The sequence below is a fragment of the Streptomyces sp. CC0208 genome (genome assembly GCF_003443735.1).
Lineage (GTDB): Bacteria > Actinomycetota > Actinomycetes > Streptomycetales > Streptomycetaceae > Streptomyces > Streptomyces sviceus.
The window spans coordinates 193465-218100 of the sequence record NZ_CP031969.1 but is presented as its reverse complement, the minus strand read 5'-3'; the positions used below and the strand labels follow the sequence as shown (position 1 = coordinate 218100).

26 protein-coding genes and 1 riboswitch are annotated in these 24636 nt (G+C 70.1%); of the genes, 14 read left to right on the top strand and 12 right to left on the bottom strand.

Features of this window, described 5'->3' with window-relative positions:
* Positions 1–42 precede the first annotated feature (42 nt).
* Genes rpmG through ykgO form a run of 3 tightly spaced genes read left to right on the top strand, consistent with a single transcriptional unit; the run spans position 43 to position 683 of the window.
* Positions 43–207, top strand: a complete 165-nt coding sequence (gene rpmG, locus D1369_RS01035; RefSeq protein WP_007387010.1) for a 50S ribosomal protein L33 — start codon at positions 43–45, stop codon at positions 205–207.
* Between the two features lie 46 nt (positions 208–253).
* Positions 254–514 carry a type B 50S ribosomal protein L31 gene (locus tag D1369_RS01030; protein ID WP_007387011.1) on the top strand — a complete coding sequence of 87 codons (261 nt, stop codon included), beginning with the start codon at positions 254–256 and terminating at the stop codon, positions 512–514.
* Positions 515–560: 46 nt separating this feature from the next.
* Complete coding sequence (gene ykgO, locus D1369_RS01025) at positions 561–683, top strand: type B 50S ribosomal protein L36 (protein WP_006130958.1); 123 nt, start codon at positions 561–563, stop codon at positions 681–683.
* Between the two features lie 454 nt (positions 684–1137).
* On the opposite strand, the gene D1369_RS01020 is transcribed toward ykgO, so the two are convergent.
* Positions 1138–2109, bottom strand: coding sequence for a WYL domain-containing protein (locus tag D1369_RS01020; RefSeq protein WP_007387012.1), 972 nt, complete (start codon positions 2107–2109; stop codon positions 1138–1140).
* 105 nt (positions 2110–2214) lie between these two features.
* Here D1369_RS01020 and D1369_RS01015 point away from each other — a divergent pair, with 105 nt between their 5' ends.
* Positions 2215–2901, top strand: a complete 687-nt coding sequence (locus tag D1369_RS01015) for an alpha/beta hydrolase (protein ID WP_007387013.1) — start codon at positions 2215–2217, stop codon at positions 2899–2901.
* On the top strand, positions 2894–3472 hold the full coding sequence (locus tag D1369_RS01010) for a GNAT family N-acetyltransferase (RefSeq protein ID WP_007387014.1): 579 nt from the start codon (positions 2894–2896) through the stop codon (positions 3470–3472). The genes D1369_RS01015 and D1369_RS01010 overlap by 8 nt, the downstream gene beginning before the upstream one ends.
* Positions 3473–3729: 257 nt before the next feature.
* On the opposite strand, the gene D1369_RS42765 is transcribed toward D1369_RS01010, so the two are convergent.
* The 7 genes from D1369_RS42765 to D1369_RS00980 form a co-directional block, all read right to left on the bottom strand.
* On the bottom strand, positions 3730–3885 hold the full coding sequence (locus D1369_RS42765; protein ID WP_158680187.1) for a hypothetical protein: 156 nt from the start codon (positions 3883–3885) through the stop codon (positions 3730–3732).
* A gap of 13 nt (positions 3886–3898) precedes the next feature.
* Complete coding sequence (locus D1369_RS01000; protein WP_007387015.1) at positions 3899–5584, bottom strand: ABC transporter ATP-binding protein; 1686 nt, start codon at positions 5582–5584, stop codon at positions 3899–3901.
* The gene (locus D1369_RS00995) at positions 5581–6504 is read right to left on the bottom strand and encodes an ABC transporter permease (protein WP_007387016.1); all 924 of its coding nucleotides are present in this window, start codon (positions 6502–6504) and stop codon (positions 5581–5583) included. Before D1369_RS00995 ends, D1369_RS01000 begins: the two co-directional genes overlap by 4 nt.
* A complete protein-coding gene (locus D1369_RS00990) occupies positions 6501–7460 on the bottom strand; it encodes an ABC transporter permease (protein ID WP_007387017.1) in 960 nt (319 codons plus the stop codon). The genes D1369_RS00995 and D1369_RS00990 overlap by 4 nt, the downstream gene beginning before the upstream one ends.
* 3 nt (positions 7461–7463) lie before the next feature.
* Positions 7464–9080 (bottom strand): ABC transporter substrate-binding protein, encoded by a 1617-nt coding sequence (locus D1369_RS00985; RefSeq protein ID WP_007387018.1) that lies wholly within the window; start codon positions 9078–9080, stop codon positions 7464–7466.
* Positions 9081–9283: 203 nt separating this feature from the next.
* Entirely contained in the window at positions 9284–9400 is a 117-nt protein-coding gene (locus D1369_RS44695) for a putative leader peptide (protein ID WP_346426725.1), read from the bottom strand.
* A 34-nt stretch (positions 9401–9434) separates the two neighbouring features.
* A riboswitch (SAM riboswitch) is annotated at positions 9435–9548 on the bottom strand.
* Between the two features lie 98 nt (positions 9549–9646).
* A complete protein-coding gene (locus D1369_RS00980) occupies positions 9647–10471 on the bottom strand; it encodes a DUF1684 domain-containing protein (protein WP_007387019.1) in 825 nt (274 codons plus the stop codon).
* A gap of 135 nt (positions 10472–10606) precedes the next feature.
* On the opposite strand from D1369_RS00980, the gene D1369_RS43390 reads away from it, so the two are divergent.
* From D1369_RS43390 to D1369_RS00945, 6 genes are all read left to right on the top strand, one after another.
* A complete protein-coding gene (locus tag D1369_RS43390; protein ID WP_202477159.1) occupies positions 10607–10750 on the top strand; it encodes a hypothetical protein in 144 nt (47 codons plus the stop codon).
* Positions 10751–11483: 733 nt separating this feature from the next.
* A complete protein-coding gene (locus D1369_RS00965; RefSeq protein ID WP_007387021.1) occupies positions 11484–12377 on the top strand; it encodes a TauD/TfdA family dioxygenase in 894 nt (297 codons plus the stop codon).
* Positions 12374–13267, top strand: a complete 894-nt coding sequence (locus tag D1369_RS00960) for an ABC transporter permease (protein ID WP_007387022.1) — start codon at positions 12374–12376, stop codon at positions 13265–13267. The genes D1369_RS00965 and D1369_RS00960 overlap by 4 nt, the downstream gene beginning before the upstream one ends.
* The gene (locus tag D1369_RS00955) at positions 13264–13995 is read left to right on the top strand and encodes an ABC transporter ATP-binding protein (RefSeq protein ID WP_007387023.1); all 732 of its coding nucleotides are present in this window, start codon (positions 13264–13266) and stop codon (positions 13993–13995) included. Before D1369_RS00960 ends, D1369_RS00955 begins: the two co-directional genes overlap by 4 nt.
* 47 nt (positions 13996–14042) lie before the next feature.
* Positions 14043–15101 carry an aliphatic sulfonate ABC transporter substrate-binding protein gene (locus D1369_RS00950; RefSeq protein ID WP_007387024.1) on the top strand — a complete coding sequence of 353 codons (1059 nt, stop codon included), beginning with the start codon at positions 14043–14045 and terminating at the stop codon, positions 15099–15101.
* On the top strand, positions 15098–16423 hold the full coding sequence (locus tag D1369_RS00945; RefSeq protein ID WP_007387025.1) for an LLM class flavin-dependent oxidoreductase: 1326 nt from the start codon (positions 15098–15100) through the stop codon (positions 16421–16423). Before D1369_RS00950 ends, D1369_RS00945 begins: the two co-directional genes overlap by 4 nt.
* A 101-nt stretch (positions 16424–16524) precedes the next feature.
* Here D1369_RS00945 and D1369_RS00940 read toward each other — a convergent pair whose 3' ends face one another.
* Complete coding sequence (locus tag D1369_RS00940; RefSeq protein WP_007387026.1) at positions 16525–17448, bottom strand: helix-turn-helix transcriptional regulator; 924 nt, start codon at positions 17446–17448, stop codon at positions 16525–16527.
* Between the two features lie 174 nt (positions 17449–17622).
* Here D1369_RS00940 and D1369_RS00935 point away from each other — a divergent pair, with 174 nt between their 5' ends.
* A complete protein-coding gene (locus D1369_RS00935) occupies positions 17623–18969 on the top strand; it encodes an aldehyde dehydrogenase family protein (protein WP_007387027.1) in 1347 nt (448 codons plus the stop codon).
* A gap of 178 nt (positions 18970–19147) precedes the next feature.
* Positions 19148–20236, top strand: coding sequence for an alkene reductase (locus D1369_RS00930; RefSeq protein ID WP_037902579.1), 1089 nt, complete (start codon positions 19148–19150; stop codon positions 20234–20236).
* Positions 20237–20537: 301 nt separating this feature from the next.
* On the opposite strand, the gene D1369_RS00925 is transcribed toward D1369_RS00930, so the two are convergent.
* Both D1369_RS00925 and D1369_RS00920 read right to left on the bottom strand, forming a co-directional pair.
* On the bottom strand, positions 20538–21656 hold the full coding sequence (locus tag D1369_RS00925) for an acyl-CoA desaturase (RefSeq protein ID WP_007387029.1): 1119 nt from the start codon (positions 21654–21656) through the stop codon (positions 20538–20540).
* A gap of 7 nt (positions 21657–21663) precedes the next feature.
* Positions 21664–22719, bottom strand: a complete 1056-nt coding sequence (locus D1369_RS00920) for a ferredoxin reductase (protein ID WP_007387030.1) — start codon at positions 22717–22719, stop codon at positions 21664–21666.
* 86 nt (positions 22720–22805) lie between these two features.
* Here D1369_RS00920 and D1369_RS00915 point away from each other — a divergent pair, with 86 nt between their 5' ends.
* A complete protein-coding gene (locus tag D1369_RS00915; RefSeq protein ID WP_007387031.1) occupies positions 22806–23945 on the top strand; it encodes a helix-turn-helix domain-containing protein in 1140 nt (379 codons plus the stop codon).
* Between the two features lie 304 nt (positions 23946–24249).
* On the opposite strand, the gene D1369_RS42760 is transcribed toward D1369_RS00915, so the two are convergent.
* Complete coding sequence (locus tag D1369_RS42760) at positions 24250–24612, bottom strand: hypothetical protein (protein WP_007387032.1); 363 nt, start codon at positions 24610–24612, stop codon at positions 24250–24252.
* Positions 24613–24636: the final 24 nt, after the last annotated feature.

Here is a 24636-nt window from a genome sequence, read left to right as displayed (position 1 = left end):
ATGACCGAGTCAAAGCACTCGGTGGTGGTGGAAGGAGTCCTCATGGCACGCAGCACCACGCGGCCCGTCGTCACGCTCAGGTCGACGGCCGGCACCAAAGTCACCTACGTGACGCGCAAGAACCGTCTCACCCACCCCGACCGGCTGGTCGTGCGCAAGTACGACCCGGCGGCCGGCAAGCACGTTCTGTTCCGCGAGGAACGATGACACCCGCCTCGGTCGTCGACCGAGGCTTCGCAAGGAGGCACCACCCATGAGGTCCGGCACCCACCCCGTCTCCCGCCCCGTCGTCTTCCGCGACCGTGCCGCGGGCTTCCAACTGCTCACCCTCTCCACCCTCGACGCACAGCGCACGGTGGAGTGGGAGGACGGCGCAACGTACCCGGTCGTCGACGTGGACATCTCGTCCGCGAGTCACCCGTTCTACACCGGTACTTCGCGGGTCGCGGACACCGCGGGTCGAGTGGAGCGCTTCGAGCGCCGCTACGGCCGTACCGCTGCCGTCCGTCCCTGACGGCCCGAGCCGTCCGACCCCTGCAAGGCCCGGCAAGGAGGCCGCTATGAAGGTACGTAAGTCCCTGCGCTCGCTGAAGGCCAAACCCGGCGCTCAGGTGGTGCGCAGGCGTGGCGTGACCTTTGTGATCAACAAGAAGGACCCCCGCTTCAAGGCCCGCCAAGGCTGACGCCACTGCGCAGCACCTCAGCGGCCCGGTACCGCCCTCGCGGTGCCGGGCCGCTGCCGGATATGCAGTCGGCGAGGGCTCACGCCCCATAGTCGTCCATCTGTCGGAGCACCGGCGTCGCCTGCTCGGCCACCACGACGTGACCGGTCAACGGGGCGTCGGCCCCGGTCACCGTCCACCGTGACGCGGGCGCGACACGCCGGGACAGAGCGTGAACCCGGGGCGCTCGAAACGCTCGGTGGTCCCCGTCAACTACCCTGACAGGCAAGGGGTGTTCGAGGTTCCCGCGAGGCGTTCGGCCATGGCGTTTCCGTCACGCCGTTCCGTGACGTCCGCCGCTGACGACAAGCCCGTACCCGGCAACGGTCCGAGCGATACACCGCCGCCCTCGACCGCTCCACCCCACCGTCCAGGACCGGCCGCACACCGGGCACTCAGCCTTCGCGATGAACGCTCAGGGCTCGTCCGTCACGGCGGCGGTGAAACGCGTGGCGAGCACTTCCACCGCCGCGCGCAGTTCCTGCCCCCCTTCGACACGGAAGGCGAGCGGTAGCTGCGCCAGCCACTCCTGCGCGTACATCGTCGGATTCCGCGTGCTGCCGACGAGCACGCACCCCTCTCCCGACGGTTCGAGCCGTCCCATGGGCGGTCGGATCGACGGCAGCACCTCGGACATCGGGGCGTCGAACACGACCCGCGTGGGAAACGCCCACCCCTGGCCCAGGTTCTCCTCCAGCACCGCCACCGGGTCGAGGCCGTCGGGCATCTCGAAGCGGTGGGCGGTCTCCCGGACCGCGCGGACCCGGTCGATCCGGTAGGTGCGGAGCGCGTCCGCGTGGTGCGAGTGGCACAGGAGGTACCAGCGGCCGTAGCGGACGACGACCGCCCAGGGATCCACCTCGGCCTCCCACTCGTTGCCGGACTCACTGCGGTAATTGACCAGCACGCGGCGTCGCACCGCGCTCGCCGCGACGAGGGCGCTCGTGAGGGCGGGATCCGGACGGGACGCGTGACGGTCGGGCGCCGCCGACGCGTGCTCGCGCAGGGCGGCCGCCTGCCGGCCGACGCTCTCGGGCAGCGCCCGGATGACCTTGCCCAGGGCGGTACCGACCAGGTCGTCGGCATCGGGGTCGGCGGCCGCCGGCTGACCGTCGAGGACCGCCATGACCAGGCCCAGCGCCTCGGGCTCCGTGAAGACGACCGGCGGCAGCCGCGCCCCGCGCCCCAGTCGGTACCCGCCGTAGGGGCCCCGGGCCGAGTGCACCGGGATGCCCGCCTCGCGAAGGATCGCGACGTAGCGGCGCGCGGCCCGCTCCGTGACACCCAGGGAGGCGGCAAGCTCGTCGGCCGTCACTCCCGCCGTACGGGACTGGAGGATCTCAAGGGTGCGCAGGGCCCGCGCGGTGGGGCTGAGCTCAGTCGGCACCCGAGCAGATTAGATGGTCACGAGACATACCGGAAGCGGATTGTCCGGAACCAGTCATAGCGTGAGGGCACCGACCTCACGGCTTCACGGGAAGAGAACTGATCCATGGACATCCTGCTCATCGCCGGCCTGTGGCTCGACGGATCCGCCTGGGACGACGTCGTGCCCGCGCTCAAGGAATTCGGCCACCGCCCCGTGGCGCTCACCCTGCCGGGTCAGGGTGACGGAGCCGGGTCCGCCACGCTGGAGGACCAGGTCGCGGCGGTGGTCGCCGCCGTGGACGCGGCGCCCGGCAAGCCCATGGTGGTCGGGCACTCCGCCGCCAGCACCCTGGCCTGGCTTGCCGCCGACGCGCGGCCGGAGCGGGTCGCCAACGTGGCCTTCATCGGAGGCTTCCCGTCCGCCGACGGGCAGCCGTACGCCGACTTCTTCGAGACAAAGGACGGCGTGATGCCCTTTCCCGGCTGGGGCCCGTTCGAAGGACCGGACTCCGCCGACCTCGACGAGGAGACGCGCGGCCGCATCGCCTCGGCGGCGATCCCCGTACCCGAGCAGGTGGCCCACGGTACGGTGCGGCTGGCGGACGAGCGGAGGTTCGACGTCCCGATGCTGCTCGTGTGCCCCGAGTTCACCCCCGCCCAGGCCCGGGACTGGATCGAGGCGGGAGACGTGCCCGAGGCGGCCCGCGCGAGGCACCTGGACCTCGTCGACATCGGCTCGGGCCACTGGCCGATGTTCACCGAGCCGGTCGAACTCGCTCGGCTGCTGGCCGCGGCGGCCGCCGATGTCTGAGCCCGGGCCGTACGAGGTCCGCCCGCTGGACGCGTCCACCTGGGACGCCTTCGCGGAGCTCGTCGAGCGCAACAACGGGATCTTCGGCGGGTGCTGGTGCATGGGCTACCACCCGAAGGCCGACCGCGACGGGACCAGCCGCCGGGAGGCCAAGGAGGACCTTGTGCGCACCGGCCGCGCCCACGCGGCGCTCGTTCTCGACGAGGAGGGCGTCGCGCAGGGGTGGTGCCAGTACGGCAGCCCCGAGGAACTCCCCAACATCAAGAACCGGCGCGCGTACGACAAGGACGCACCGCCGCGGCCGGACTGGCGGATCACCTGCGTCTACGTCGACCGGAAGCACCGCGGACAGGGCATTGCGCGGGCGGCGCTGGAAGGCGCCCTCGACCAGATCGCCCGAGCCGGTGGCGGCCTCGTCGAAGCCGTCTCGGAGGTGACCGACGGGCGCGAGGCGCAGGGGCGCTTCCTGTTCAGCGCGACCGTCGAACTCTTCGAAGACTTCGGGTTCACGCGCGGTCGGCAGGTCGGCAAGCATGCGTGGGTGGTGAGCAGGGTGGTCGATCCGGCGTGAGGTCGACACGGCCGCCGAGGGGCAACCGAGCTGCATCAGGCAGGGCTTGGCGGGAGTGAGAGTTCGGCCGTGGTCTCGATGGCGAAGCGGGCGCGCGATTCCGGAGGCGGCCGAGCAGGTCCTCGCCCAGGATGCGGGAGCTTCCAGGGAGCAGATCGCCGAGGCCGCGGGGTTGACCAGGAGGCTCACGGGGCACCGACGATTCGCGAGCCGGCAGGCACTCCAGGAAGCCCTCGCCGTATCCGCGAAGCAGCAGCTCATCGACGCCGTCGAGGGGACCCGCCCCGACGCCGCTTGCCTCCTGAACCGCCGGAGAGGCGGCGCGCCAGCCGCTCCAGGCCGGTGTACGGGTCGTCGTCGGCGAAGTTGCCCGGCGTGAGAAGGGCCGTCGAGGTGAGGACGGGTGGGCTCATGCGACCGTGGTCCTCAAGTCGTCGTGGTCTCGGCGGCGGGGGCGGGGACGCGGCCGCCGGGGATGGCCGCGAGCAGCTGTCGGGTGTACTCGTCGCGGGGGCGGGTGAACAGTTCCTCCGGCGGGCCCGTCTCGACGACGCGGCCGGCCCGCATGACGGTGACCTGGTGCGCGATCTGACGTACGACGGCCAGGTCGTGCGAGATGAACAGGTACGCCACGCCCGTGTCGGCCTGCAACTCGGCCAGCAGGTCCAGGACTTGGGACTGCACGGACACGTCGAGCGCGGAGACCGGCTCGTCGCAGACCACCAGATCGGGGGAGAGCGCGAGGGCACGGGCGATCGCCACTCGCTGCCGCTGCCCACCGGACAGTTCCGCCGGGCGGCGCTCCAGCGTCGCGGCCGGAAGGGCCACCCGGTCGAGTAGATCACGGGCCCGGGCGAGCCGGGAGGCGCGGTCGCCGACCTTGAAGGCGCGCAGCGGCTCGGTGATCACCTCGCCGATGGCGAATCGGGGGTCGAGCGAGGCGTAGGGGTTCTGGTAGACGAGCTGGGCACGGCGGCGCAGCTGCCTGGCCCGGGCGCCCTTGGCGGTGGTGACGTCGGTGCCGTCGAAGAGGACCTGTCCGGCGGTCGCGTCGGCGAGCCGGAGTACCAGGCGGGCGGTGGTCGACTTGCCCGAGCCCGACTCCCCGACCAGGGCTAGGGTCTGGCCTCGGTGGAGGGTGAAGCTGACGTCGTCGACGGCGCGCAGGGTGCGGGGCCCGTCCCCGGCGCGGGGCAGCCTGAACTCCTTGACCAGGTTGCGTGCCTCGACCAGGGGTGCCGTGTCCGGCTCGGGGTGGGAGGCCGGGGTGCGGGTCCGGGCGGTGGTCATGCTGGGGGCGCTGGCCAGCAGGTGGCGGGTGTAGGCGTCCTGCGGATCGGCGAGGACGTCATGAGTGCGGCCTGCCTCGACGACCCTGCCTTGTGACATCACGACCAGTCGGTGGGCCCGGTCGGCGGCGACCCCGAGATCATGGGTGACGAGCAGGACCGCGGTGCCCGACTCCTCGGTGAGGCGCTGGAGATGGTCGAGGATGACCCGCTGCACGGTCACGTCGAGCGCGCTGGTGGGCTCGTCGGCGATGATCAGCTCCGGCTGGGCGGCGATGGCGATGGCGATCAGCGCACGTTGGCGCATCCCGCCCGAGAGTTCGTGCGGGTACTGCCGTGCACGGGTGGCCGCGTCGGGCAGCCCGGCCCGGTCCAGCACGGCGACCGCCTCGGCGGGGGCCGTTCGGCGGGTCGCCAGACCATGGATGCGCAGCACCTCGGCGACCTGGTCGCCGATCCGCTTGACCGGGTTGAGGGAGACGGTCGGGTCCTGGGGGACCAGTCCGATCCGTGCTCCGCGTACGGTGCGCAGTTCCGCCTCCGACAGGGTGGCGAGATCGTGCCGGCCGAAGCGGACCGTGCCCGCGTCGATACGGCCGTTCGCCGACAGGAGCCGGGTGACGGCGTGCGCGGTGGTGCTCTTGCCGGAGCCGGACTCGCCGACCACCGCCGTCATCTGTCCCGGCCATACGTCGAGGTCCACGCCCCGGACGGCCTCGACCGTGCCGCCCCGGGTGCGGTACGACACCGACAGGCCGCGTATCTCCAGCAGTGGGGTGCTCACGTCGTCACCGTTCTCGCCGTTCTCGGGTTCGTGGGTCATCGCTGCCGGGACCATTCGCCGTCCAGCGCCCGGGCGATGCGGTTGGTGGCCAGCACGGTCGCGGCGATCGCCAGGCCGGGCAGTGCGGTCAGCCACCAGGCGTTGGCGAGGTAGTTGCGGCCGTCGGAGATCAACGTGCCCCACTCCGGGGCGGGCGGGGGAGCGCCGTAACCGAGGAAGCTCAGGGCCGACACGGCCAGGATGGAGGAGCCGAAGTCGAGGGTGGCCAGCACGATCACCGGGCCCGCCGCGTTGGGCAGCACGTGCCGGCCAAGCACCGAGTACCAGCGGGCCCCGCTCGCACGTGACGCCTCCACGAACACCGCCTGCCGCACCCGCAGCACCTCCGCGCGCGCCACCCGGGCGAACGCGGCGACGCTGGCGATGCCGACCGCGACCGCCACCTTCACCGTGCCGTAGCCCAGCGCGGTGACCAGGGCCAGGGACAGGAACAGCGCGGGGATGGACAGAAGTACGTCGACGAAGCGCATGAGGACGTCGTCCACCCAGCGGCCCACGAACCCGGCGACCACCCCGAGCAGACCGCCGACCACGAACGCCACCAGCACCGCGATCAGCGTGGCCTTCAGGGACAGCTGGGCGCCGTGGACGACCCGCGAGAACACATCGCGGCCCAGCTCGTCGGTGCCGAACCAGTGACTTCCGCTCGGGCCGCGGAAGTTCTGCGACGGGACGCCCTTCAGCGGGTCCTGCGAGGTGAACAGGCCGGGCCGGAACGAGGCCAGCACGACCAGCACGAGGACGACCACCGACAGCAGCAGACCCGGGCGGCGCACCACGAACCGCAGCGGTCGCCGTACGTCCACGCGGCGTCCCGGTTCCGGCCCCGGTCCCGACCTGACCGGGCGGGCCAGTCCCGGTGCCGCCTCGGCCGGGTCGTCGACAAGGCTCTGGCTCATGCGAGTGCCGCCCTTCTGCCCGAGGCCACCACGATCCGCGGGTCCAGGAGTGGATAGACCAGGTCGACGACGAGGTTGGTGGTGACGAAGATCAGCGCCCCGAACACCACCACCCCCTGGACCAGCGGGATGTCCTGGGCCGTGACCGCCGCCGCGGTGACGCGGCCGAGGCCGTCGCGGGAGAACACCGTCTCGACGACCACCGAACCGGCGATCAGTTGCCCCACCAGCAGGCCGACGACCGTCAGCGCCGGCAGGGACGCGTTGCGCAGAGCGTGCCGCAGATGGACCCGCCATCTGCCGGCGCCCTTGGCCCGGGCGGTCTCCACATACGCCTGGTCCAGTGCGGTGAGCAGGCTCTTGGCGAGCACCTGAGCGACCTGCGCGCCGGTCGGGATCGCCAGCGTGAGGGCCGGCAGCACCAGCCCCTTCAGGCCGTCGTTGCCGAAGGCCGGGAACCAGCGCAGCCGGAAGGAGAACGTCTCGACGAGCAGCAGCCCCACCCAGAACGTCGGGACCGACACCCCCAGCGGCGGCAGCGACAGCAGGAGCTGCCGCACCCATCGCTGGGAGGTGTACGTCGCCACCACTGCCAGTCCGCCGCCGAGGAGCACCGCGAGCAGCAGTGCCGCGCCGGTCAGCTGGAGGGTCTGCGGCAGCGCGTCGGCCAAAGTCGAGGTGACCGGCCGGCCGGTGGCGACCGAGTCGCCGAAGTCCCCGCGCACCGCCCTGCCGAGGTACTCGGCGTACTGCACCAGCACCGGCTTGTCGAAGCCGTACTCGTGCCGCAGGGCGGCCAGCCGGGTCGGATCGACGTCCCCCGAGTCCATCCCGGCACTGGCCATCGCGGTGACCGGGTCCCCGGGCAGCCAGTTCAGTACCAGGAACGACACCGTGTACGCCGCCCACAGCACCCCGACCGCCTGCCCCAGTCGCTTGATCACATAGCGGCGCATGCGCTAGCCGATCCAGGTGTCGTGCAACTGGATGCGGCTGCCCGAGTCGAAGTCGAGGTTGTGCACCTTCTTCGCCACGGCCAGCTGGGTCTGGAGTTCCACCACCGGCACGTTGTAGGCGTTCCGCACGATCAGCCTCTGCGCCTTCTCCACCAGCTGCTCGCGCTTGGCGGTGTCCGTGGTCGCGGCCTGGCCGGACAGCTCCGTGTCCAGGGAAGTGGCGGGCAGGCGGTAGAAGTTGGCCAGCTGGGTCGAGAAGGACGTACGCAGGATGTCCGGGTCGGAGCGGGTCACGTTGCTCCACACCAGGTCGAAGTCACCGCCCTGGAGCGTGGTGGCGAACTGGCTGACCTGACCCTGCTTGAGCACCACGTCGATCCCGACGGCCTTCAGCTGCTGCTGGACCAGCTCCAAGGCAGGCTGGTTGGTGGCGGCGTTGGGGAACCAGCTGATGGTCAGGCGCAGCTTCTTGCCGCCCTTGGCGCGTATGCCGTCACTGCCGGCTTTCCAACCGGCCGCTTCCAGCAGGGACTTCGCCTTGGCCGCGTCGAGGGCGAGGTCCGAGGAGAGGTCGGTGTAGTCGGGCGTGGTGTGCGCCAGGACGCTGGTCGCCGGCTGGGTGCCGGTCGGGAACACGGTGTCGGCGATCTGCTTGCGGTCGATGGCCGCCAGGATCGCTTGACGCACCTTCACGTCCTTCAGCAACGGCCGCGCGTTGTTGACGCCGAGTCCGAAGACCACACCGGGGTTGGCCCGGCTCAACAGGGTGACCTGACCGCCCCCGAGCGCCACCTCGTTGGCCCTGCCGACGCTGCTGATCGCGTCCACCTGCCCGGACTGGAGGCTGCCGGCCCGCACCCCTGCCTCGGGAACGACTTTGAAGACCAGCTTGTCCAGGTAGGCCTCTCCCTTCTTGGACCACAGCGAGGAGCCCCAGTCGTAGCCGGTGCGCTTGGCCAGTGTGATCGACTGGTTCTGGACGTACTGCTTGAGCACGAACGGCCCCGACCCGATCACACCGTCACTGCACTTCTGCTGCGGGGTCTTCTTCACGCTCGCGGACGACTCGATGCCCAGCGAGTGGGTCGAAGTCGCCTGGAGGAACTGCGCGTTGGGCCTTCCGAAGGTCACCTTGACGGTGAGCGGGTCCACCACGGTGGTGCCCTTGACGCCGCTGAGATAGCCCTGGGCGAGGACCCCGAGGGCGCCGAGCTTCGGCACCGCGTCGAAGTTGTCCTTGACCACCTGCGCGGTCAGCTGGGAGCCGTCGCTGAAGGTGACGCCCGAGCGTAGATGGAAGGTGAACTCCGTGGCGTCGGCGTTGATGTCCCAGCTCTTGGCGAGCCACGGCACGATCTTGCCGGTCCTGGGGTCCTGGTCGGTCAGGGAGTCCACGGTCTGGCGCACCGAGTAGATGCTCTCGTTGCTGCCGACCTGCTGTGGATCCACACAGCCGGCGTCGGAACCCACCGCGAAGGTCAGGGTGCCACCGGACTTGGGCCGGTTGCTTCCGCTGCTGGAGTCGTTGCCCGAACCGCAGGCGGTCAGCAGAACACTGGTGGTCAGCAGGGCGGCGAGGGGCGCCCAGCGGGGGGCTCTGAGAGCCGGAAGTGCGTTCACGGAGGGTTCTCCTACTCGTGTCACCAGGCATGGAGGCGCCGTACAAGGCACGTCCGTGCAGGGGTGTGCGGCCCCGGCCGGCATCGGACCGGTGGCGGGGAAGCGCTGTGGAGACAGGGATCAGGGGGGAGCGAGGGTCAGCCGCAGGCGGGTGCGGTGACGACCGGCGCGTGCCGGACTGCGACCGGCGGCGAAAGGGCCCGTCAGGCCTGACAGAGACAGCTGGTCGAGCGCTTGAGGTCGATGTGGCGCCGACGCGAGAGCCGGGAGAACACGGTGGCGCCGGCGAGGCGGGCGCTCGGGTCACCACCGTGCGGCATGTCGGTCCTCCACATTTCCGGCCCCGGCCACGGGGCCACGCGCTTGCGGAGATCGTCGGTGATCCCGCCGGGCTTTCACCTGGAGCACCCCACCGCGGGGGAGGGTTGCCGGTCAGCGAGCCAGGGCTTGACGCTGACACTCAATGCCGTTCGTGATCGTACGGAGGGTACTTGTCGTACGTCAATGCCGGAAAGTGACGCCCTGCGGGGGCAGTTGGACCGGCACTTTGTCGGGCTCAGGCACGTTCAGGAGCCGCCGCGCTCGCGGGGGATCTTCTGACCGGCCTCGATCGCCACCGGCAACCGGTTCTCGGCCGGGGGCAGCGGGCAGGTGGCCAGGTCCGTGTAGGCGCACGGCAGGTTCGCGGCGCGGTTGAAGTCCAGGGCGACCGTACCGTCGGCGGCGGGCGGCTCCAGGGCGAGGGTCCGGTTGGCGGCGTAGGTGGTGACCCCGGAGGTCTCGTCGGTGAACAGCACCATCAGCCGGCCCGCACCAGGGCCGGGGAACGCGGTCAGGGACAGCTGACGGCCGTCCAGCTCGAACTCGATCCTGCCGGGAGCGTCGTACACATGCTCAAGGCCTTCCACGGCCGCGCCCACGGTGGTCGGCCGTGGCGTGTCGAAGGGGATGTAACGGCCCGTCACCGCCCAGCGCGGGTCGGGGGCGTAGGCGGGCGTTCCGGTGAAGGCCGTGCGCAGCGGTGCGTCCGGGTGCCGGGGGCGCAGGATGTCGTTGCCGCCGCGCTTGGCGACCTCGATGACCGCGTCTCCCCAGACGGCGTCGACGCCGCCACGCTCGGGAAGCACGCCGAAGCGGTGTTCACCGCGCACCGGCGTTCCGTCGACGACCAGTTCCTCGCCGTCGTCGAGGTCGACGACGACTCCGTCGGGTCCGGTGCGCCACTCGCCGGGCGCGTCCGGGAAGCGCTGCGGCCGGTCGTCGAGCCAGTGCAGGCCGGTGATCGCCAGGAATCCGTGCGGGGCGGCGAGCCGGGCCTCCTGGGCGTGGTACCACTCCAGCCAGTGCTCGGTGAAGGCGTGGAGGTCCGATGCCGTCGCTTCGGTGGTCATGATTGCTCCTTCTGCTAGGGAAGTACGGCCTTGAGGGGGCATTGATCAGTCGGCCAGAGTCATGACAGTGAGAACCGGCGCTGAGGTGAGGTGCATTCCGGCCCGCGTGTGACAGCTTCATGTCAGTCATGTGAGGTGATCAGCCCGCCTGCCGCCGGTCCCGCGCGGGGTGGTGCCGGTGTACTCGGTGCGGTAGATGCCGCGCTCCTGCAGTTCCGGGACGAGCAGATCGACGATGTCGTCGAGACCGTCGAGACCGTCGAGACCGTCGGGGGATGAGGTACGGCGTGACGTTTAAGCCGTCGATCGCTCCGGGACGACGCCAGGGCCGGGGGAGGCCGGGTCGCCGGGCGCCGGCGAACCGGATGAGCGCGCCGTAGGCGTCCGGCCCCGAGGACAGGTGAGCGACCGGGTCCGGCAGCGCATCGCCGACCGGGGTGCGGTTCGGTGCGGCCACCAGCGCGTGCTCGCGCCATCCGTACCGGTTCCGGGCCAGGACTTGTGCGGGGCCGGGCAACCCCTCAGGGGCGGCGACACAAGAAGTTCTCTGTGTCCGCAATGCAAGACCTGTCCGGGAAGTTATTGACCAACGTGGTGGACCTCTGCTGAACTCCCGTTCCATGACCCCGCGCGTGGACCTCACTCGGCGGCGCCACATCGATCTGGCGCACGTCTCCAGCGCGTTTTGTTGTCGCTGACCTCGCAAGTACTCCCCGGCAGCAGTCGGTGTGCGCCCATCGCGCGCGCCGGGGCAGCGGCGGTGCGAAGCCGCCCGCGCTGCGATGCTCCCCGAGGGATCGTCGCGTCCACCTCCTGAGGGCTCCCGTCTCACCTCCTTCTCGTACTCGTACTCGTACTTGTACGAGCCGGGAGCCTGTCCGCGCACGCCGAGGCGGTCGCTGAGAACGCGGCTGCAGCGGTCCCGCGACCACACGTTCTGTCTCTCCGGCCTGCTCAACCGGCCTTCCGCGCGCCCCTTGATGTGCGCCCACCCGTCCGGGAGTGACCCCTCATGCCTCCGTCCATCCGTAAGCTCACCGGCCGTATCGGCGCGGTCGTCGAGGGCGTCGACCTCACGGCGACCCCCGATCTCTCGACGGTCACGGCGCTCCGTGACGCCCTCAACACGCACAAGGCGATCGTCTTTGACCACGTCGACCTCGACAACGCCGGCCAGGAGCGCGTGGCCCGGTGGTTCGGGGAACTGACCACCGCCCACCCCAACGTGCCGGCCACCGACGGCACGACGAACGTGCTCGCCGTCGACAGCGAGACGTCCAAGGCCAACGAATGGCACACGGACGTCACCTTCGTGATCAATCCGCCGCAGCTCACCACGCTCCGGTCGATCGTGACCACGCCGTACGGCGGAGAGACGCTCATCGCCAACGCCGCCGCGGCGTACCGGGACCTGCCCGCACCGCTGCGCGCCCTCGCGGACACGCTGCGCGTCGTGCACACCAACCAGTACGACTACGCCCGTCCCGCGTCCACGACCGCACAGCGGCAGGAGTACGACCGAGCCTTCGTGTCGACGCCGTACGAGGCGGAGCACCCCGTCGTGCGGGTGCACCCCCTGACGGGCGAACGCGGCCTGTTCATCGGCGGGTTCGCCAAGCGCATCGTGGGTCTGCCGAGCAGCGACTCGGCGGATCTGCTGCGCATCCTCCAGTCCTACGTGACGCGTCCGGAGAACATCCTGAGCTGGACCTGGTCTCCGAACCAGCTGCTGATCTTCGACAACCGGATCACCCAGCACTACGCGGTGGACAACTACGACGACCACCCGCGCCGCCTCAACCGGGTGACGGTCGCGGGAGAGGTGCCGGCCGGCGTCGACGGACGCCGCAGCGAGCAACTCGTCGGTGACGCCTCGCACTACAGCGCGTTGGCGGTGGCGGCATGACCGAACTCAGCCTCAAAGCGCCTGCCGTCACCAATGGCCCGGACGCCGAGACGAGGAGCGCGCCCAAGCGTGAGGTGTTCCTGCCGCGCGATGCCCGCCGCAGGACGCCGCTCAGCACGCTCCGCGAGCGCCTGCGCTGGCCTCTCGGGGTCTATACGACTCCTGTCGTGGTTCTCGTCGCCTGGGAGATCCTCGCCCGGGCCGGAGTGGTGTCGAAGACCTACGCTCCGGCGCCCACGTCGATCGTGAAGTCCGCCGCCGACCTGTGGCAACAGGGCGTCCTCGGGCCGGACCTGGCCATCTCGCTGCAGCGGGCCGGCATCGGCCTCGCGATCGGTCTGACGGTGGGCATTCTCACCGGTGTGCTCGGCGGGCTGCTGCGCAGCGGTGAGTACCTGTTCAACGGCCTCGTGCAGGTGCTCAACACCATCCCGCTCCTCGCGGTGCTGCCGCTGATGATCGTGTGGTTCGGCATCGACGAGCTCACCAAGGTGCTGCTGATCTCCTTCGGTGCCGGTGTCCCGATGTATCTCAACCTGTTCGCCGCGATCCGGGGCGTCGACCAGCGGCTGATCGAGATGGCGCGCACCACGGGCGCGGGCACCTGGCGCCTGGTGACGCGCGTGCTGGTGCCCGGAGCTCTGCCGGGGTTCCTGGTCGGCCTGCGCTTCTCTCTCGCGTACAGCGTGTTGGGCCTGGTCGCCGCCGAAACAGTCAACGCCGACAAGGGACTTGGCTTCCTCATCACGCAGGGGCAGACCTACCTCCAGACCAACCAGGTCTTCGTGGGGCTGGTGATCTACTCGCTCCTCGGTCTGCTCGCCGACCAGTTCGTCCGGGTTCTCGAGCGGGTGCTGCTGCGGTGGCGTCCCAGTTATGAGGCGTCATGAGCAGCACGATCGAGACGGAGCTCCGCCGGCACACCGGGGTTGTCGTCGAGCAGGTGGTCCGTCGGTTCGGTGACCGGGTGGTGCTCGACCACCTCGACCTCACCATCGCCGACGAGGAGTTGGTGATCCTGCTCGGTCCCTCGGGCTGCGGGAAGAGCACCCTCCTGCGTCTGCTCGCCGGACTCGACCGGCCCGACGGAGGGCGTGTGGAGGTCCCGGCCCGGCGTGCGATCGTCTTCCAGGCCGACCGGCTGCTTCCGTGGCAGCGGGTCCTGCGCAACGTCACGCTCGGTCTGCACGGGCCCGACGCGGAACAGCGAGCCCGGGACGTGCTCGCCGAGGTCGGACTCGCGGGCCGCGAGAAGGCATGGCCCAAGGAGCTCTCCGGCGGCGAGGCACAGCGGGTGTCGCTCGCGCGGGCCCTGGTCTCGGAGCCCGAACTCGTGCTGCTCGACGAGCCGTTCGCGGCCCTCGACGCCATCACACGGCTCCGCATGCACGACCTCGTACGGGCCCTGCGGACAAAGCATCACGCGGCCATGCTGCTCGTCACCCACGACGTCGACGAGGCGATCGCCCTGGCGGACCGCATCGTCGTCATGAGCAACGGCCGCATCGGCACCTCGCACGAGGTGCACCTCTGCGCCGCGGACCGCGAAGGAAGCGTCGCACGCGAGAAACTCCGCGCCCGGCTCCTGGCAGATCTCGGCCTCGCCGACCAGCACTGACCAAACCGCACACACCCTCACCCGGCACAGAAAGCACACCACATCCCATGCGTAAGAGAACCAGCAGACTCATCGGCGTCGTCGGCTCGCTCGCCCTCGCGAGCACCCTCGTCGCCTGCGGATCGTCGTCGTCGGACACCGCCGCGCCGCTGAGCAACGCCGCCGACGCGAGCGACGCCAAGCACACCGAGTGGAGCAAGTACACCTTCACCATCGGCGACAACGGCGGTGACGGCAGCCAGGAACTCGCCAAGGTCACCGGCGTGTTCGACAACGCCCCCTACAAGGTGAAGTTCGCCCGGTTCACCTACGGCCCCCCGCTCGTGCAGGCCGCGGCCTCCGGCGACATCGACCTCGGCAGCGTCGGCGACGTGCCGCCCATCACCGGTGCCGCGAAGGAGTACGGCTTCAAGGTCGTCGCCGTCAACCGCTCGCTCACGCCGGACCAGGCGGTGGAGAACATCGTCGTGCCGAAGGGCTCGAAGCTGAGGACGGCCGCCGACCTCAAGGGCAAGAAGATCGCCGTTCCGCAGGGCAGTTCGGCCCACGGCCTGGCCCTGAACGCGCTGAAGAGCGTCGGCCTCGCCCCCAAGGACGTGAAGCTGGCCTTCCTCGACCCGGCGGCCGGTGCGACGGCGTTCAACACGGGCAAGGTGGACGCCTGGGCGATCTGGAACCCGCAGTCCGCGATCGCGGTCAAGAACGGGGCGCGGATCCTGGTGAAGGGGCTCCCGCCCATCGACCAGACGAGCAGCTACTACGTCGCCAGTGACGCGTCGCTGAAGGACAAGACCAGGCGTGCTGCCCTCACGGACGTCCTGAAGAGGCTGTCGCGGGAGTTCGCCTGGGCCGTCAAGAACCCCGACAAGTACGCGCAGGCGCTGTCGAAGGAGCAGGGCATCCCCCTGGCCGATGCCAAGGCGTCCCTGGCCGCCTACTCGAACCGGGTGACCCCGGTGGAGCAGTCGGACATCGAGCTGGAGCAGAAGCTCGCCGACGCCTTCCTAGAGGCGGGTCAGATCACCAAGAAGGTCGACGTCAAGGCGATCACCGACAACCTTCTCCCGGCCGGTTACGACAGTTCCCAGCTGCAGGTGACCTCATGAGCGCGCCACGGCGGCTCCATCTCAACGCCTTCCTCATGGAAGCGGGCCACCACGAGGCGGCGTGGCGGCTCCCGCACAGCAATCCCCGGGCGGACTTCGACCTGCGGCACTGGATCGAGCTGGCGCAGCTCGCGGAGAGCGCGAAGTTCGACTCGCTGTTCCTCGCGGACGGCCCGGCCCTCATCGGCACCGGTGAGTTCCGGCCGCCGGGCCAGCTCGAACCACTGACCCTGCTGACCGCGCTGTCCCAGGCGACCAGCAGGATCGGCCTCATCGCGACCGTGTCGTCGACGTACAACGAGCCGTACAACCTCGCCCGTCGACTCGCGTCCGTGGACCACGTCAGCGGCGGCCGCGCCGGCTGGAACATCGTCACCTCGGCCGGGGCGGACGAAGCGGCCAACTTCGGCCTCGACAACCGCCCTGGGCACGCCGAACGCTACGCCAGGGCTGACGAGTTCCTGAAGGTCGCCAAGTCGCTGTGGGACAGCTGGGAGTCCGAGGCCGTCGTCGCGGACCGGACCACCGGACGCTACGCCGACCCCGGGCGGCTGCACCGGCTCGGCCACCAGGGCAGGTACTTCAAGGTGGCCGGCCCGCTCAACGTCGAGCGCCCGCCGCAGGGTTACCCGCTGCTCGTCCAGGCCGGTTCCTCGGAGGACGGCAAGGACTTCGCGGCCCGCCACGCTGAGGCCATCTTCACCGCGCACACCACGTACGAGCGCGCGGCCGCCTTTTACGCCGACATCAAGGCCCGGACCAGGGCCGCGGGCCGCGACCCGGACGGCGTGATCGTCCTGCCCGGCATCGTCCCGTACATCGGGTCGACCGAGGAGGAGGCCCGGGCGCTTGCGCGGCAGTTCGACGAGCTGCGCGTCCCGGAGTACGGGCTCCGCCAGCTGGCCGCCGTGTTCGAGACGGAGCCGTCGGTCTTCCAACTCGACCAGCCCCTGCCGGACTTCATTCTCGCCAGGCCCAAGCTGGAAGGAACGCAGAGCCGCTCCGACCTGATCATCGATCTCGCGGTGCGCGAGCAGCTGACGGTCCGGCAGATCATCTCGCGGCTCGGCGGCGGACGCGGTCACTTCGAGTTCGTCGGCACGCCCGAGCAGGTCGCGGACACGATCATCGCCTGGTTCGAGGGTGGTGCCGCGGACGGGTTCAACATCATGGCTCCGGCCCTGCCGTCGGGCCTCGCGGCCTTCGTCGAGCACGTGCTGCCGATCCTGCGCGGCAAGGGGCTGTTCCGCGAGGAGTACGAAGGCACGACACTGCGCGAGCACTACGGGCTCCCGGTCCCGGCGAACCAGTTCCACGGCTGACCCGCTCGCGACTCCCGCCGCCTTCCGGAGCGGCGGGAGTCCGCCCGCGCCACTCGCGCCGTCTTGAATCCGACACCCCCCTGATGATCAAGGGGAGTTCATCAAGGCCTGCGCGCCGACGACGTGCCTGTTCCCGCCCTGGTCGCGTCGGTGCCCCAGCTGGCCAGCAGTCGCAGTGCCTCCGCCGACGGGGAGTTGGGCTCGGCGTGGTAGGTCACCAGCACCTGTTCGCGGTCGTCGGCCAGGTGGAACGACTCGAGGCGGAGGTCGAGTCCGCCGACCAGCGGGTGGAGCAGGCGCTGGATGCCGTGGCACTTCTCCTTGACGTCGTGGGTGGCCCACAGCCGCCTGAACTCCTCGCTCTTCACGGAGAGTTCGCCCACCAGCGCGGACAGCTGCGGGTCGCCTGGATGGGAGCCGGCGTCCATGCGCAGCTGAGAGACGACGTCGCCGGCTTTGAGCTCCCAGTCCACGAACAGGTCGCGGTACTCGGGCCGCAGAAACACCAGCCGCGCCCAGTTCTGCTCCCGAGTCGGCAGCTCGGCCCAGTCGCCGAAGACCGCCGCGGCCATCCGGTTCCAGGCAAGGATGTCCGAACGCCGCCCCACGAGGATCGCCGGGACACTGTCCATGGTGTCCAGCAGCGTCCGCAGGGGGCCCCGCACCTGCTGGGTGCGGCCGGCCGGCTTCTTCTTGTGCCGCTTCGGCTTCGCCAGGTGCGTGAGGTGGGCGTGCTCGGCGTCGCTCAGTCTGAGCGCGCGGGCGATGGCGTCGAGGACCTCCGTCGACACGGTCCGCCCGTTGCCCTGTTCCAGCCGCGTGTAGTACGCCACCGACACCCCGGCCAGCTGTGCCAGCTCCTCGCGGCGCAGCCCCGGCACCCGCCGGTACCGTCCGAAGCCCCGCAGCCCCACGTCATCCGGCTTCAGCCGGGCCCGACGGGTGCGCAGGAACTCGCTGAGCTCGGCACGCGGGTCCAGAGCGCCGGCTGCGGGCTCGTGCACCGATTCGGAGTGTTCGTCCATGCCTCCGAGTATCCACGGTCGCACGCACACCAGCCTGCCCCAATCAGTGGTAGGCACAGCGCGCGTACGCAATGCCGTGGCCTGGGTGGATGCCGGCCCCTCCGGGACGCTCGTCACCGTGCCCGGCCGGAAGGCGGCCGGGGCGTGGCGTGCATCAAGAACGGAGTACATCCCATGACCGCAACACAGGGGATCGAGTCGAGGACGCACCGGACGGAAACGGCTGCGGAGGTGGTCGGCCGCCTTCGCGCGACGTTCAACACCGGCGTCACACGCCCGCTGGACTGGCGCGTCAGCCAGCTGCAGCGCCTGCGGGCCCTGCTGGTGGAGAACGAGCAGGAGCTGCTCGAGGCGCTCTGGGCGGACCTGAGGAAGAACGCCGCCGAGGCGAAGACGCAGGAGATCGATTTCACTGTCGCCGACATCGACGAGGCACTGGCGAATCTCGAAGACTGGCTTCGACCTCGCCCGGTGGAGGTTCCCGCCCACTTCGGTCCCACGACCACGGCCTACACCACGTACGACCCGCTCGGGGTCGTCCTGGTAATCGCTCCGTGGAATTTCCCGCTGCACCTGCTCATCGACCCGATCATCGGCGCGCTGGCCGCAGGGAACACCGTGGTGGCCAAGCCGAGCGAGATGTCGGTGCACACCTCGGCGGTCGCTTCGCGCCTCCTGCGAGAGTACTTCGACGCCGATGTGCTCACCGTGGTCGAGGGGGGCGCAGAGGAGACCACGGCCCTGCTGGCGCAGCGATTCGACAAGATCTTCTACACCGGCAATGGGGCGGTCGGCCGGATCGTCATGGCTGCTGCAGCCAAGAACCTCACCCCCGTCACGCTTGAACTCGGGGGCAAGTCACCGGTCTTCGTGGCGCCTGACGCCGACGTGGACGAGACCGCGAAGCGGCTGGTCGGCGCCAAGTTCGGCAACGCGGGCCAGCAGTGCATAGCCCCCGACTACGTACTGGCCGATGCGACCACCGCCGCCGCATTGGTCCCCGCCCTGAGCGCGGCGGTCGACGCCCACTTCGGCCCCACCCCACAGACCTCAGCCGACTTCGGCCGGATCATCAACGAGCGGCACTTCGACCGGCTCACCGCTCTGCTGGACTCCGGCCAGGTGGCGGTGGGAGGCCGGCACGACCGCGACGACCTGTACATCGCACCGACCGTGCTCACCGATGTCGACCCCGCGTCGCCCGTCATGCAGGAGGAGATCTTCGGTCCGATCCTCGCCGTCGTCGAAGTCGAAGACCTCGACGCCGCCATCGCCTTCATCAACGAACGCGACAAGCCCCTCGCTCTCTACGCCTTCACCACGTCCGAGGCCGTCAAGTCGCGCCTGGTGAACGAGACGTCCTCCGGCGGCGTCGCCTGGGGCCAGCCGGTGATGCAACTGCTCATGCCCGGCCTGCCTTTCGGAGGCGTCGGAGAAAGCGGCATGGGCCGATACCACGGCCGGTACTCCCTCGAGACGTTCAGCCACCTCAAGGCCGTCGCGGACGTACCGCTCAACTAAGACCGCGCTCTCCCGGAGCAGGCTGCCCGACTGGTGACGGCAACGCAGAAAGTGCCCCTGACCAGCCGAAACGAGACCTGCTGAGGTCCCGGCCCCCGGCATCGCGCCAGATCCATGCTGCCGCCTGTCTCTTCCACCCTGTCTGTTCCACCCGACCCCTTCTTCGAAGGAAGCCGCCATGACCACCGCATTCGACCCGATCGACCTGAGCGGCAAGACGCTCGCCAACCGCATCGCGATGGCGCCGATGACCCGCAGCCGCGCCGACGCTTCCGCCGCCACGGCGACGGAACTGATGGCCACCTATTACGCCCAGCGCGCGAGCGCCGGCCTGATCATCACCGAGGGCATCCAGCCGTCGGCGGCCGGCCAGGGCTACACCAACACCCCGGGCCTGCACTCCGCCCAGCAGGTCGACGCCTGGCGGAAGGTGACCGACGCCGTCCACGCCCGGGGCGGCACGATCTTCGCGCAGCTGATGCACACCGGCCGCATCAGCCACCCCAGCCTGCTGCCCGGCGGCCTGCGCCCCGTCGCTCCCTCCCCGGTCGCGGCGGCGGGCCAGGTCTTCACCTACCAGGGCCCCCAGGACTACGTCACGCCGAAGGAACTGGACCAGGACGACATCACCCGGACGATCGCCGACTACGCCGACGCCGCGCGCAACGCGATCACCGCCGGTTTCGACGGTGTGGAGATCCACGGCGCGAACGGCTACCTGATCCACCAGTTCCTCGCCCCCAACACCAACCTGCGCACCGACAGCTGGGGAGGCGGCGCCGCGGACCGGGCCCGCTTCGGTATCGAGGTAGCCCGGGCCGTCGCGGAGGCGATCGGCGGCCACCGGACCGGCTTCCGCATCTCTCCCGGCAATCCCTACAACGACATCGCCGAGACCGACCCGGCCGACGTGCTGGCCACCTACACCACCCTCATCACCGCACTCGCCCGGCTTGACCTCGCCTACCTGCACCTGGTCGAGAGCCCGGACCGCGACCTGACCGCCCGGCTGCGCAAGGACTGGCCGTCGGCGTTCATCCTCAACCCCTTCACCCACCCCGAGACCACCGGCCCGGGCGCTCTAGCCCACATCGAGGACGGCACCGCGGACATCGTCGCCTTCGGCGCGCTGTTCCTGGCCAACCCGGACCTGCCCGCCCGCCTTGCGGCCGGCGGCCCCTACAACACCCCCGACGCGGCCACCTTCTACGGCGGCGACCACCGCGGTTACACCGACTACCCCACGCTGGCCGCCGAGAGCGCATGACCTGAAAAGACGTCATCGCCGAGGGGCGCGGCACGACAGCACGCGGGGGTTCAGGTCACCGGAGGCCTCGACGAGCGGCACTAGCGGCGTGGGTGCCCCGGACACGGTGGCCTCCGCATCGCCGCGCGGAGCAGCATCGCAAGCCCGGAGGGTCAGGGTCCTTCACACAGGAGGGCCCTGACCCATGCCCGCAGTGGACGACGGACGGCAGCAAACCTCCATGGGTTCCGGCAGTGTCCACGTCACAGGTCCATGCTTCCCGCCCGGCCGGCCCGTCGGCAGACCGAACCCGTACCGTGAGTCAGGCCGCGACGAGTTCCTGCTCGCGGCCCGGGATGGTGACCGCGGGCTTCTTGTTCGGCAGGGAGAGCCGGAAGACCTTGTGCCAGGCGGAGAACACCTGCTTGGGCAGCGACCCGGTGACGTACTGCAGCTCGTACTTCTCGAACAGTGCCCGCACCTTCACCGCGACCTCGGCGTACCGGTTGCTCGGCAGGTCCGGGAACAGGTGGTGCTCGATCTGGTGCGAGAGGTTGCCGGTCATGAAGTGCATGGCCTTGCTGCCGCTGATGTTCGCGGAGCCCATCATCTGGCGCAGGTACCACTGGCCGCGCGTCTCGCCCTTGATCGACCGGCGCTCGAAGACCTGCACGCCCTCGGGGAAGTGCCCGCACATGATCACCGAGTGGGACCAGATGTTGCGGACCAGGTTCGCGGTGAACGTGGCGGCGAGCGTGGGGAGGAACGACGGGCCGGACAGCAGCGGGTGGATCACGTAGTCCTTGAGGACCTGCTTGCGGATCTTGCGGCCCACGGCCTTGGCCCGCGCGCGGAACTCAGGGTTCTTGCGGCGGCGCTTGTTGAGGTTCTTGCCGAGCTCCAGGTCGTACGCCGCGATGCCGTACTCGAAGAAGCAGGCGTTGAGGAAGTTCCACAGCGGCTGGCCGAGGTGGAAGGGGTGCCACTTCTGGTCCTCGTCGACGCGCATGATGCCGTAGCCGAGGTCGTTGTCCTTGCCGATCACGTTGGTGTACGTGTGGTGCAGCTCGTTGTGCGAGTGCTTCCACTGGTCGGCCGGCGAGACGTGGTCCCATTCCCAGGTGGTGGAGTGGATCTTCGGGTCCCGCATCCAGTCCCACTGGCCATGCAGGATGTTGTGGCCGATCTCCATGTTGTCCATGATCTTCGCCACGGACAGCCCGGCGGTGCCGATGAGCCACGCGGGCGGGAAGATCGAGAACAGCAGCACGCCCCTGCTGACCAGTTCGAGCTTGCGCTGCGCCGAGATGACCTTGCGGATGTAGGCGGCGTCTTTCTCGCCGCGGCCGGCGATCACCTCGTCGCGGATCGCGTCCAGCTCGCGGCCGAGCTCCTCGATCTGCTCTGCGGTCAGGTGGGCGGTGGGGTCGATGGCGGTCAAAGTGCTCCTACCGTTCGATGCTGCACGGGCCCGCCGCGGCGGACACACAGGTCTGGATGAGGACGCCCGGCTCGGCTTCGGTGATCTCGCCGGTGCGAAGGTCGCGGACGGCGCCCGCCTTGAGCGGAGTGATGCAGCCGAAGCAGATGCCCATGCGGCACCCGGAGGGCATGAGGACGCCGGCTTCCTCGCCAACGTCCAGCAACGGCGTGGCGCCGTCCGCGTCGACGCTCTTGCCGGTGGCACTGAAGGTGACCTCGCCGCCGTCGCCGGTGACGACGATGCCGGGGCGGAAGCGTTCGGTGTGCAGGCGCTCCGGGACGCCGTGTTCGGCCCAGTGCTTTTCGGCGGCGTCGAGCAGGCCGGCGGGCCCGCACGCCCAGGTCTCGCGCTCGGCCCAGTCGGGCACGAGTTCGTCGAGGCGGGCGATGTCGAGCATGCCGTCCGTGTCGGTGTGCACCTCGGTGAGCCGCAGCTTCTTGTCGGCGACCAGGTCATGCAGTTCGTTGCGGAAGATCACGTCTTGCGGCCGTGGCGCGCAGTGGACCATGACCGCGTCGTCGAACTCGGTGTCGCGCAGCATGCCCATCACGGGCGTGATGCCGCTGCCGGCCGTCAGGTAGAGCACCTTGGCGGGCTTGGCCTGCGGCAGCACGAAGTCACCGGTCGGCTGGTCGAGCTGGATCAGCGTGCCCGGTTTCGCCCTGCGGACCAGGTGGTTGCTGACCTTGCCGTCCGGGATCGCCTTCACGGTGATCGTGACGCGGCCGTCCTGGCGGTTTGTCGGCGAGGTGAGGGAGTAGGCACGCCACAGGCGCACCCCGTCGACGTCGACCCCGATCCGCACGTACTGTCCGGCCGTGTGGCCGCGCCAGCCCCGTCCCGGCCTGATCACGACGGTCGCGGCGTCACCCGTCTCGGGGTGCACGGCCTCGATGCGCCCCCGCAGGTCAGCGCCCGCCCGCAGCGGGCTGACCAGGTCGAGGTAGTCCGACGGCAGCAGCGGCGTCGTGACCATCTCCAGCAGTTTCCACGCCCTGCTGCGCAGGGCCACACTCGTCATGACTCCAGCTTGCTGTGCCCCAAGGCGTAAAGTCCTGACCGCAGGACGTAAATCTGGTCGGCTGAATTGTTCGCAGGGAACAAAACATGAGCCATGCAATCCAAAGAGCCAGCGAACTGGCCCTGGACGAGACGACGGTCACCGCACTGCGGGCCGAGCTGAAGACCACCGCCGACGAGGTCGTGCAGGCGATCATCGACGAGGTCCCTTCCTACGCCAACGCTCTGTCGGGCAGCATGGGCGCGACCATCCGCCGAGCTGTCCGCACCGCCCTCGGACACTACCTGGACCTCGCGAGCGGGAACGCCACTGGCGTCGACGCCGGTGACGCAGCCTACGAGCTGGGGCGCGGCGAGGTCCGCGACGGCCGTTCGATGGACGCCCTGCTCAGCGCCTACCGCGTCGGTGCCCGCGTGGCCTGGCGATGCCTGGCAGCCGGTGCCGTACCCGCAGGTCTGCCCGCCGCCGAGGTCGCCAAGTTCGCCGAGCTGACCTTCGCCTACATCGACGAGCTCTCCGCCGCGAGCGCCGCAGGCCACGCCGACGAACTGGCCGCCCAGGGCCGGGCCCACGAGCGCCACCTGGAACACCTGGCCCGCGACCTCCTCGCCGGCGCGAGCCCGGACGTGCTGCTGGCCTCCGCGCAACGCGCCGGGTGGCAGCCTCCGGTTTCGCTGACCGCGGTCCTGCTGCCCGCTGCCCAGGCCCGGCCCGCCTACCGCACGCTCGACCCGAGCACCCTCGTCCTCGACGATCTGCCCGATGCCTTCGGCGTGCTGCTCGTCCCCGATGCCGACCGATCCCATCTCTTGCGGCAGCTGACCGACCGCACCGCCGTGGTCGGCCCGGCCCGGCCATGGACGCGTGCGTCCGCCTCGTACGCACGAGCCGCACGCGCGCGCTCCCTCTCGTGCGATATCCGCGACACCGAGGACCACCTGCCCGAGCTGGTGCTGAGCGCCGACGTGGACGCATTCGCAGACCTGCGTGCCCGAGCCCTCGCACCGCTGCGGACCTTGCCGGTCGCGACCGCACGGCGGCTGGAGGAGACGTTGCGGGCGTGGCTGCTGCACCAGGGCAGGCGGGAGGAGGTGGCGGCGGCGTTGTTCGTCCATCCCCAGACAGTCCGGTACCGGATGTCTCAGCTGCGGGAGCTGTTTCCGGATCTCGCATCGCCGGACCGGGTCCTTGAACTGACGCTGGCGGTCGGACTTGGGGTCAGCTGACGCGTCGCTGCATGTGGGGGCGCGGCCGCAGCGCGGCCACGCCTGCGTGCTCCTGGGCGAGGCCGGTGGGTAGGAAGGCGCTGCCTGCACCCTGGCGACGAATGCGCTCGGGCGGGGTGGCCGGTGGAGGCGGACAGCCAGGGCTGGTTGCGGACGGGCTGTCGCAGCTGTACGGCATTTGCCGGGCCGAGGTGGGTGGCGAGCGGGTGGGTCATGGGGATCGCCAGGACGATGTCCGCGCGGCGCGGACGACGGACGGACAGGCCGGTGGCCTCGGCGGGTGGGTGCCCGGACAAGTCGTCGATCAGGGCGAGGTCGTATCGGCGATCTTGGACTGCTGAAGCGGCGGCGGTCGATCCGGTCTCGTGAGCGACACCTTCTCGGGGTGCGGATGCGGCGTGCGTTGCGCTGCGCTGCGTTGCGTTGCGCTGCGCTCGAGATGGAGTCCCTGGGCGTAAGTGGTCATGTCGGTGTCGATGTGGCTCAGGGCGTGATCGAGCGCGACGCGGTCGTCGCGGGTTGCCGGATCGCCGGGCCAGCCACCGCGGCCGGCCGCGTTTTCCCTTCGGTAGCACAGGGCGAAGAACATCGCCGCCACGTGCTGTCGGCCCGTACTCGACCGGCGGGTTAGGTACCGGCGATCACGGGGCAGGACGTCGTAACCCACGCACCGCAGATCTCCCTTTCGCAC

What these genes read in the sequence shown, in the direction of transcription:
- D1369_RS01015 (WP_007387013.1), top strand. Translation starts at nt 2,215, where the DNA reads ATGGACATCCTGCTCATCGCCGGCCTGTGGCTCGACGGATCCGCCTGG.
- D1369_RS00915 (WP_007387031.1), top strand. Translation starts at nt 22,806, where the DNA reads ATGAGCCATGCAATCCAAAGAGCCAGCGAACTGGCCCTGGACGAGACG.
- D1369_RS01010 (WP_007387014.1), top strand. Translation starts at nt 2,894, where the DNA reads ATGTCTGAGCCCGGGCCGTACGAGGTCCGCCCGCTGGACGCGTCCACC.
- D1369_RS00945 (WP_007387025.1), top strand. Translation starts at nt 15,098, where the DNA reads ATGAGCGCGCCACGGCGGCTCCATCTCAACGCCTTCCTCATGGAAGCG.
- D1369_RS00950 (WP_007387024.1), top strand. Translation starts at nt 14,043, where the DNA reads ATGCGTAAGAGAACCAGCAGACTCATCGGCGTCGTCGGCTCGCTCGCC.
- D1369_RS01030 (WP_007387011.1), top strand. Translation starts at nt 254, where the DNA reads ATGAGGTCCGGCACCCACCCCGTCTCCCGCCCCGTCGTCTTCCGCGAC.
- D1369_RS42765 (WP_158680187.1), bottom strand. Translation starts at nt 3,885, where the DNA reads ATGAGCCCACCCGTCCTCACCTCGACGGCCCTTCTCACGCCGGGCAAC.
- D1369_RS00990 (WP_007387017.1), bottom strand. Translation starts at nt 7,460, where the DNA reads ATGCGCCGCTATGTGATCAAGCGACTGGGGCAGGCGGTCGGGGTGCTG.
- D1369_RS00940 (WP_007387026.1), bottom strand. Translation starts at nt 17,448, where the DNA reads ATGGACGAACACTCCGAATCGGTGCACGAGCCCGCAGCCGGCGCTCTG.
- D1369_RS44695 (WP_346426725.1), bottom strand. Translation starts at nt 9,400, where the DNA reads ATGCCGCACGGTGGTGACCCGAGCGCCCGCCTCGCCGGCGCCACCGTG.
- D1369_RS00980 (WP_007387019.1), bottom strand. Translation starts at nt 10,471, where the DNA reads ATGACCACCGAAGCGACGGCATCGGACCTCCACGCCTTCACCGAGCAC.
- D1369_RS00920 (WP_007387030.1), bottom strand. Translation starts at nt 22,719, where the DNA reads ATGACGAGTGTGGCCCTGCGCAGCAGGGCGTGGAAACTGCTGGAGATG.
- D1369_RS00930 (WP_037902579.1), top strand. Translation starts at nt 19,148, where the DNA reads ATGACCACCGCATTCGACCCGATCGACCTGAGCGGCAAGACGCTCGCC.
- D1369_RS00995 (WP_007387016.1), bottom strand. Translation starts at nt 6,504, where the DNA reads ATGAGCCAGAGCCTTGTCGACGACCCGGCCGAGGCGGCACCGGGACTG.
- D1369_RS00935 (WP_007387027.1), top strand. Translation starts at nt 17,623, where the DNA reads ATGACCGCAACACAGGGGATCGAGTCGAGGACGCACCGGACGGAAACG.
- D1369_RS01000 (WP_007387015.1), bottom strand. Translation starts at nt 5,584, where the DNA reads ATGACCCACGAACCCGAGAACGGCGAGAACGGTGACGACGTGAGCACC.
- rpmG (WP_007387010.1), top strand. Translation starts at nt 43, where the DNA reads ATGGCACGCAGCACCACGCGGCCCGTCGTCACGCTCAGGTCGACGGCC.
- ykgO (WP_006130958.1), top strand. Translation starts at nt 561, where the DNA reads ATGAAGGTACGTAAGTCCCTGCGCTCGCTGAAGGCCAAACCCGGCGCT.
- D1369_RS00960 (WP_007387022.1), top strand. Translation starts at nt 12,374, where the DNA reads ATGACCGAACTCAGCCTCAAAGCGCCTGCCGTCACCAATGGCCCGGAC.
- D1369_RS00955 (WP_007387023.1), top strand. Translation starts at nt 13,264, where the DNA reads ATGAGCAGCACGATCGAGACGGAGCTCCGCCGGCACACCGGGGTTGTC.
- D1369_RS00965 (WP_007387021.1), top strand. Translation starts at nt 11,484, where the DNA reads ATGCCTCCGTCCATCCGTAAGCTCACCGGCCGTATCGGCGCGGTCGTC.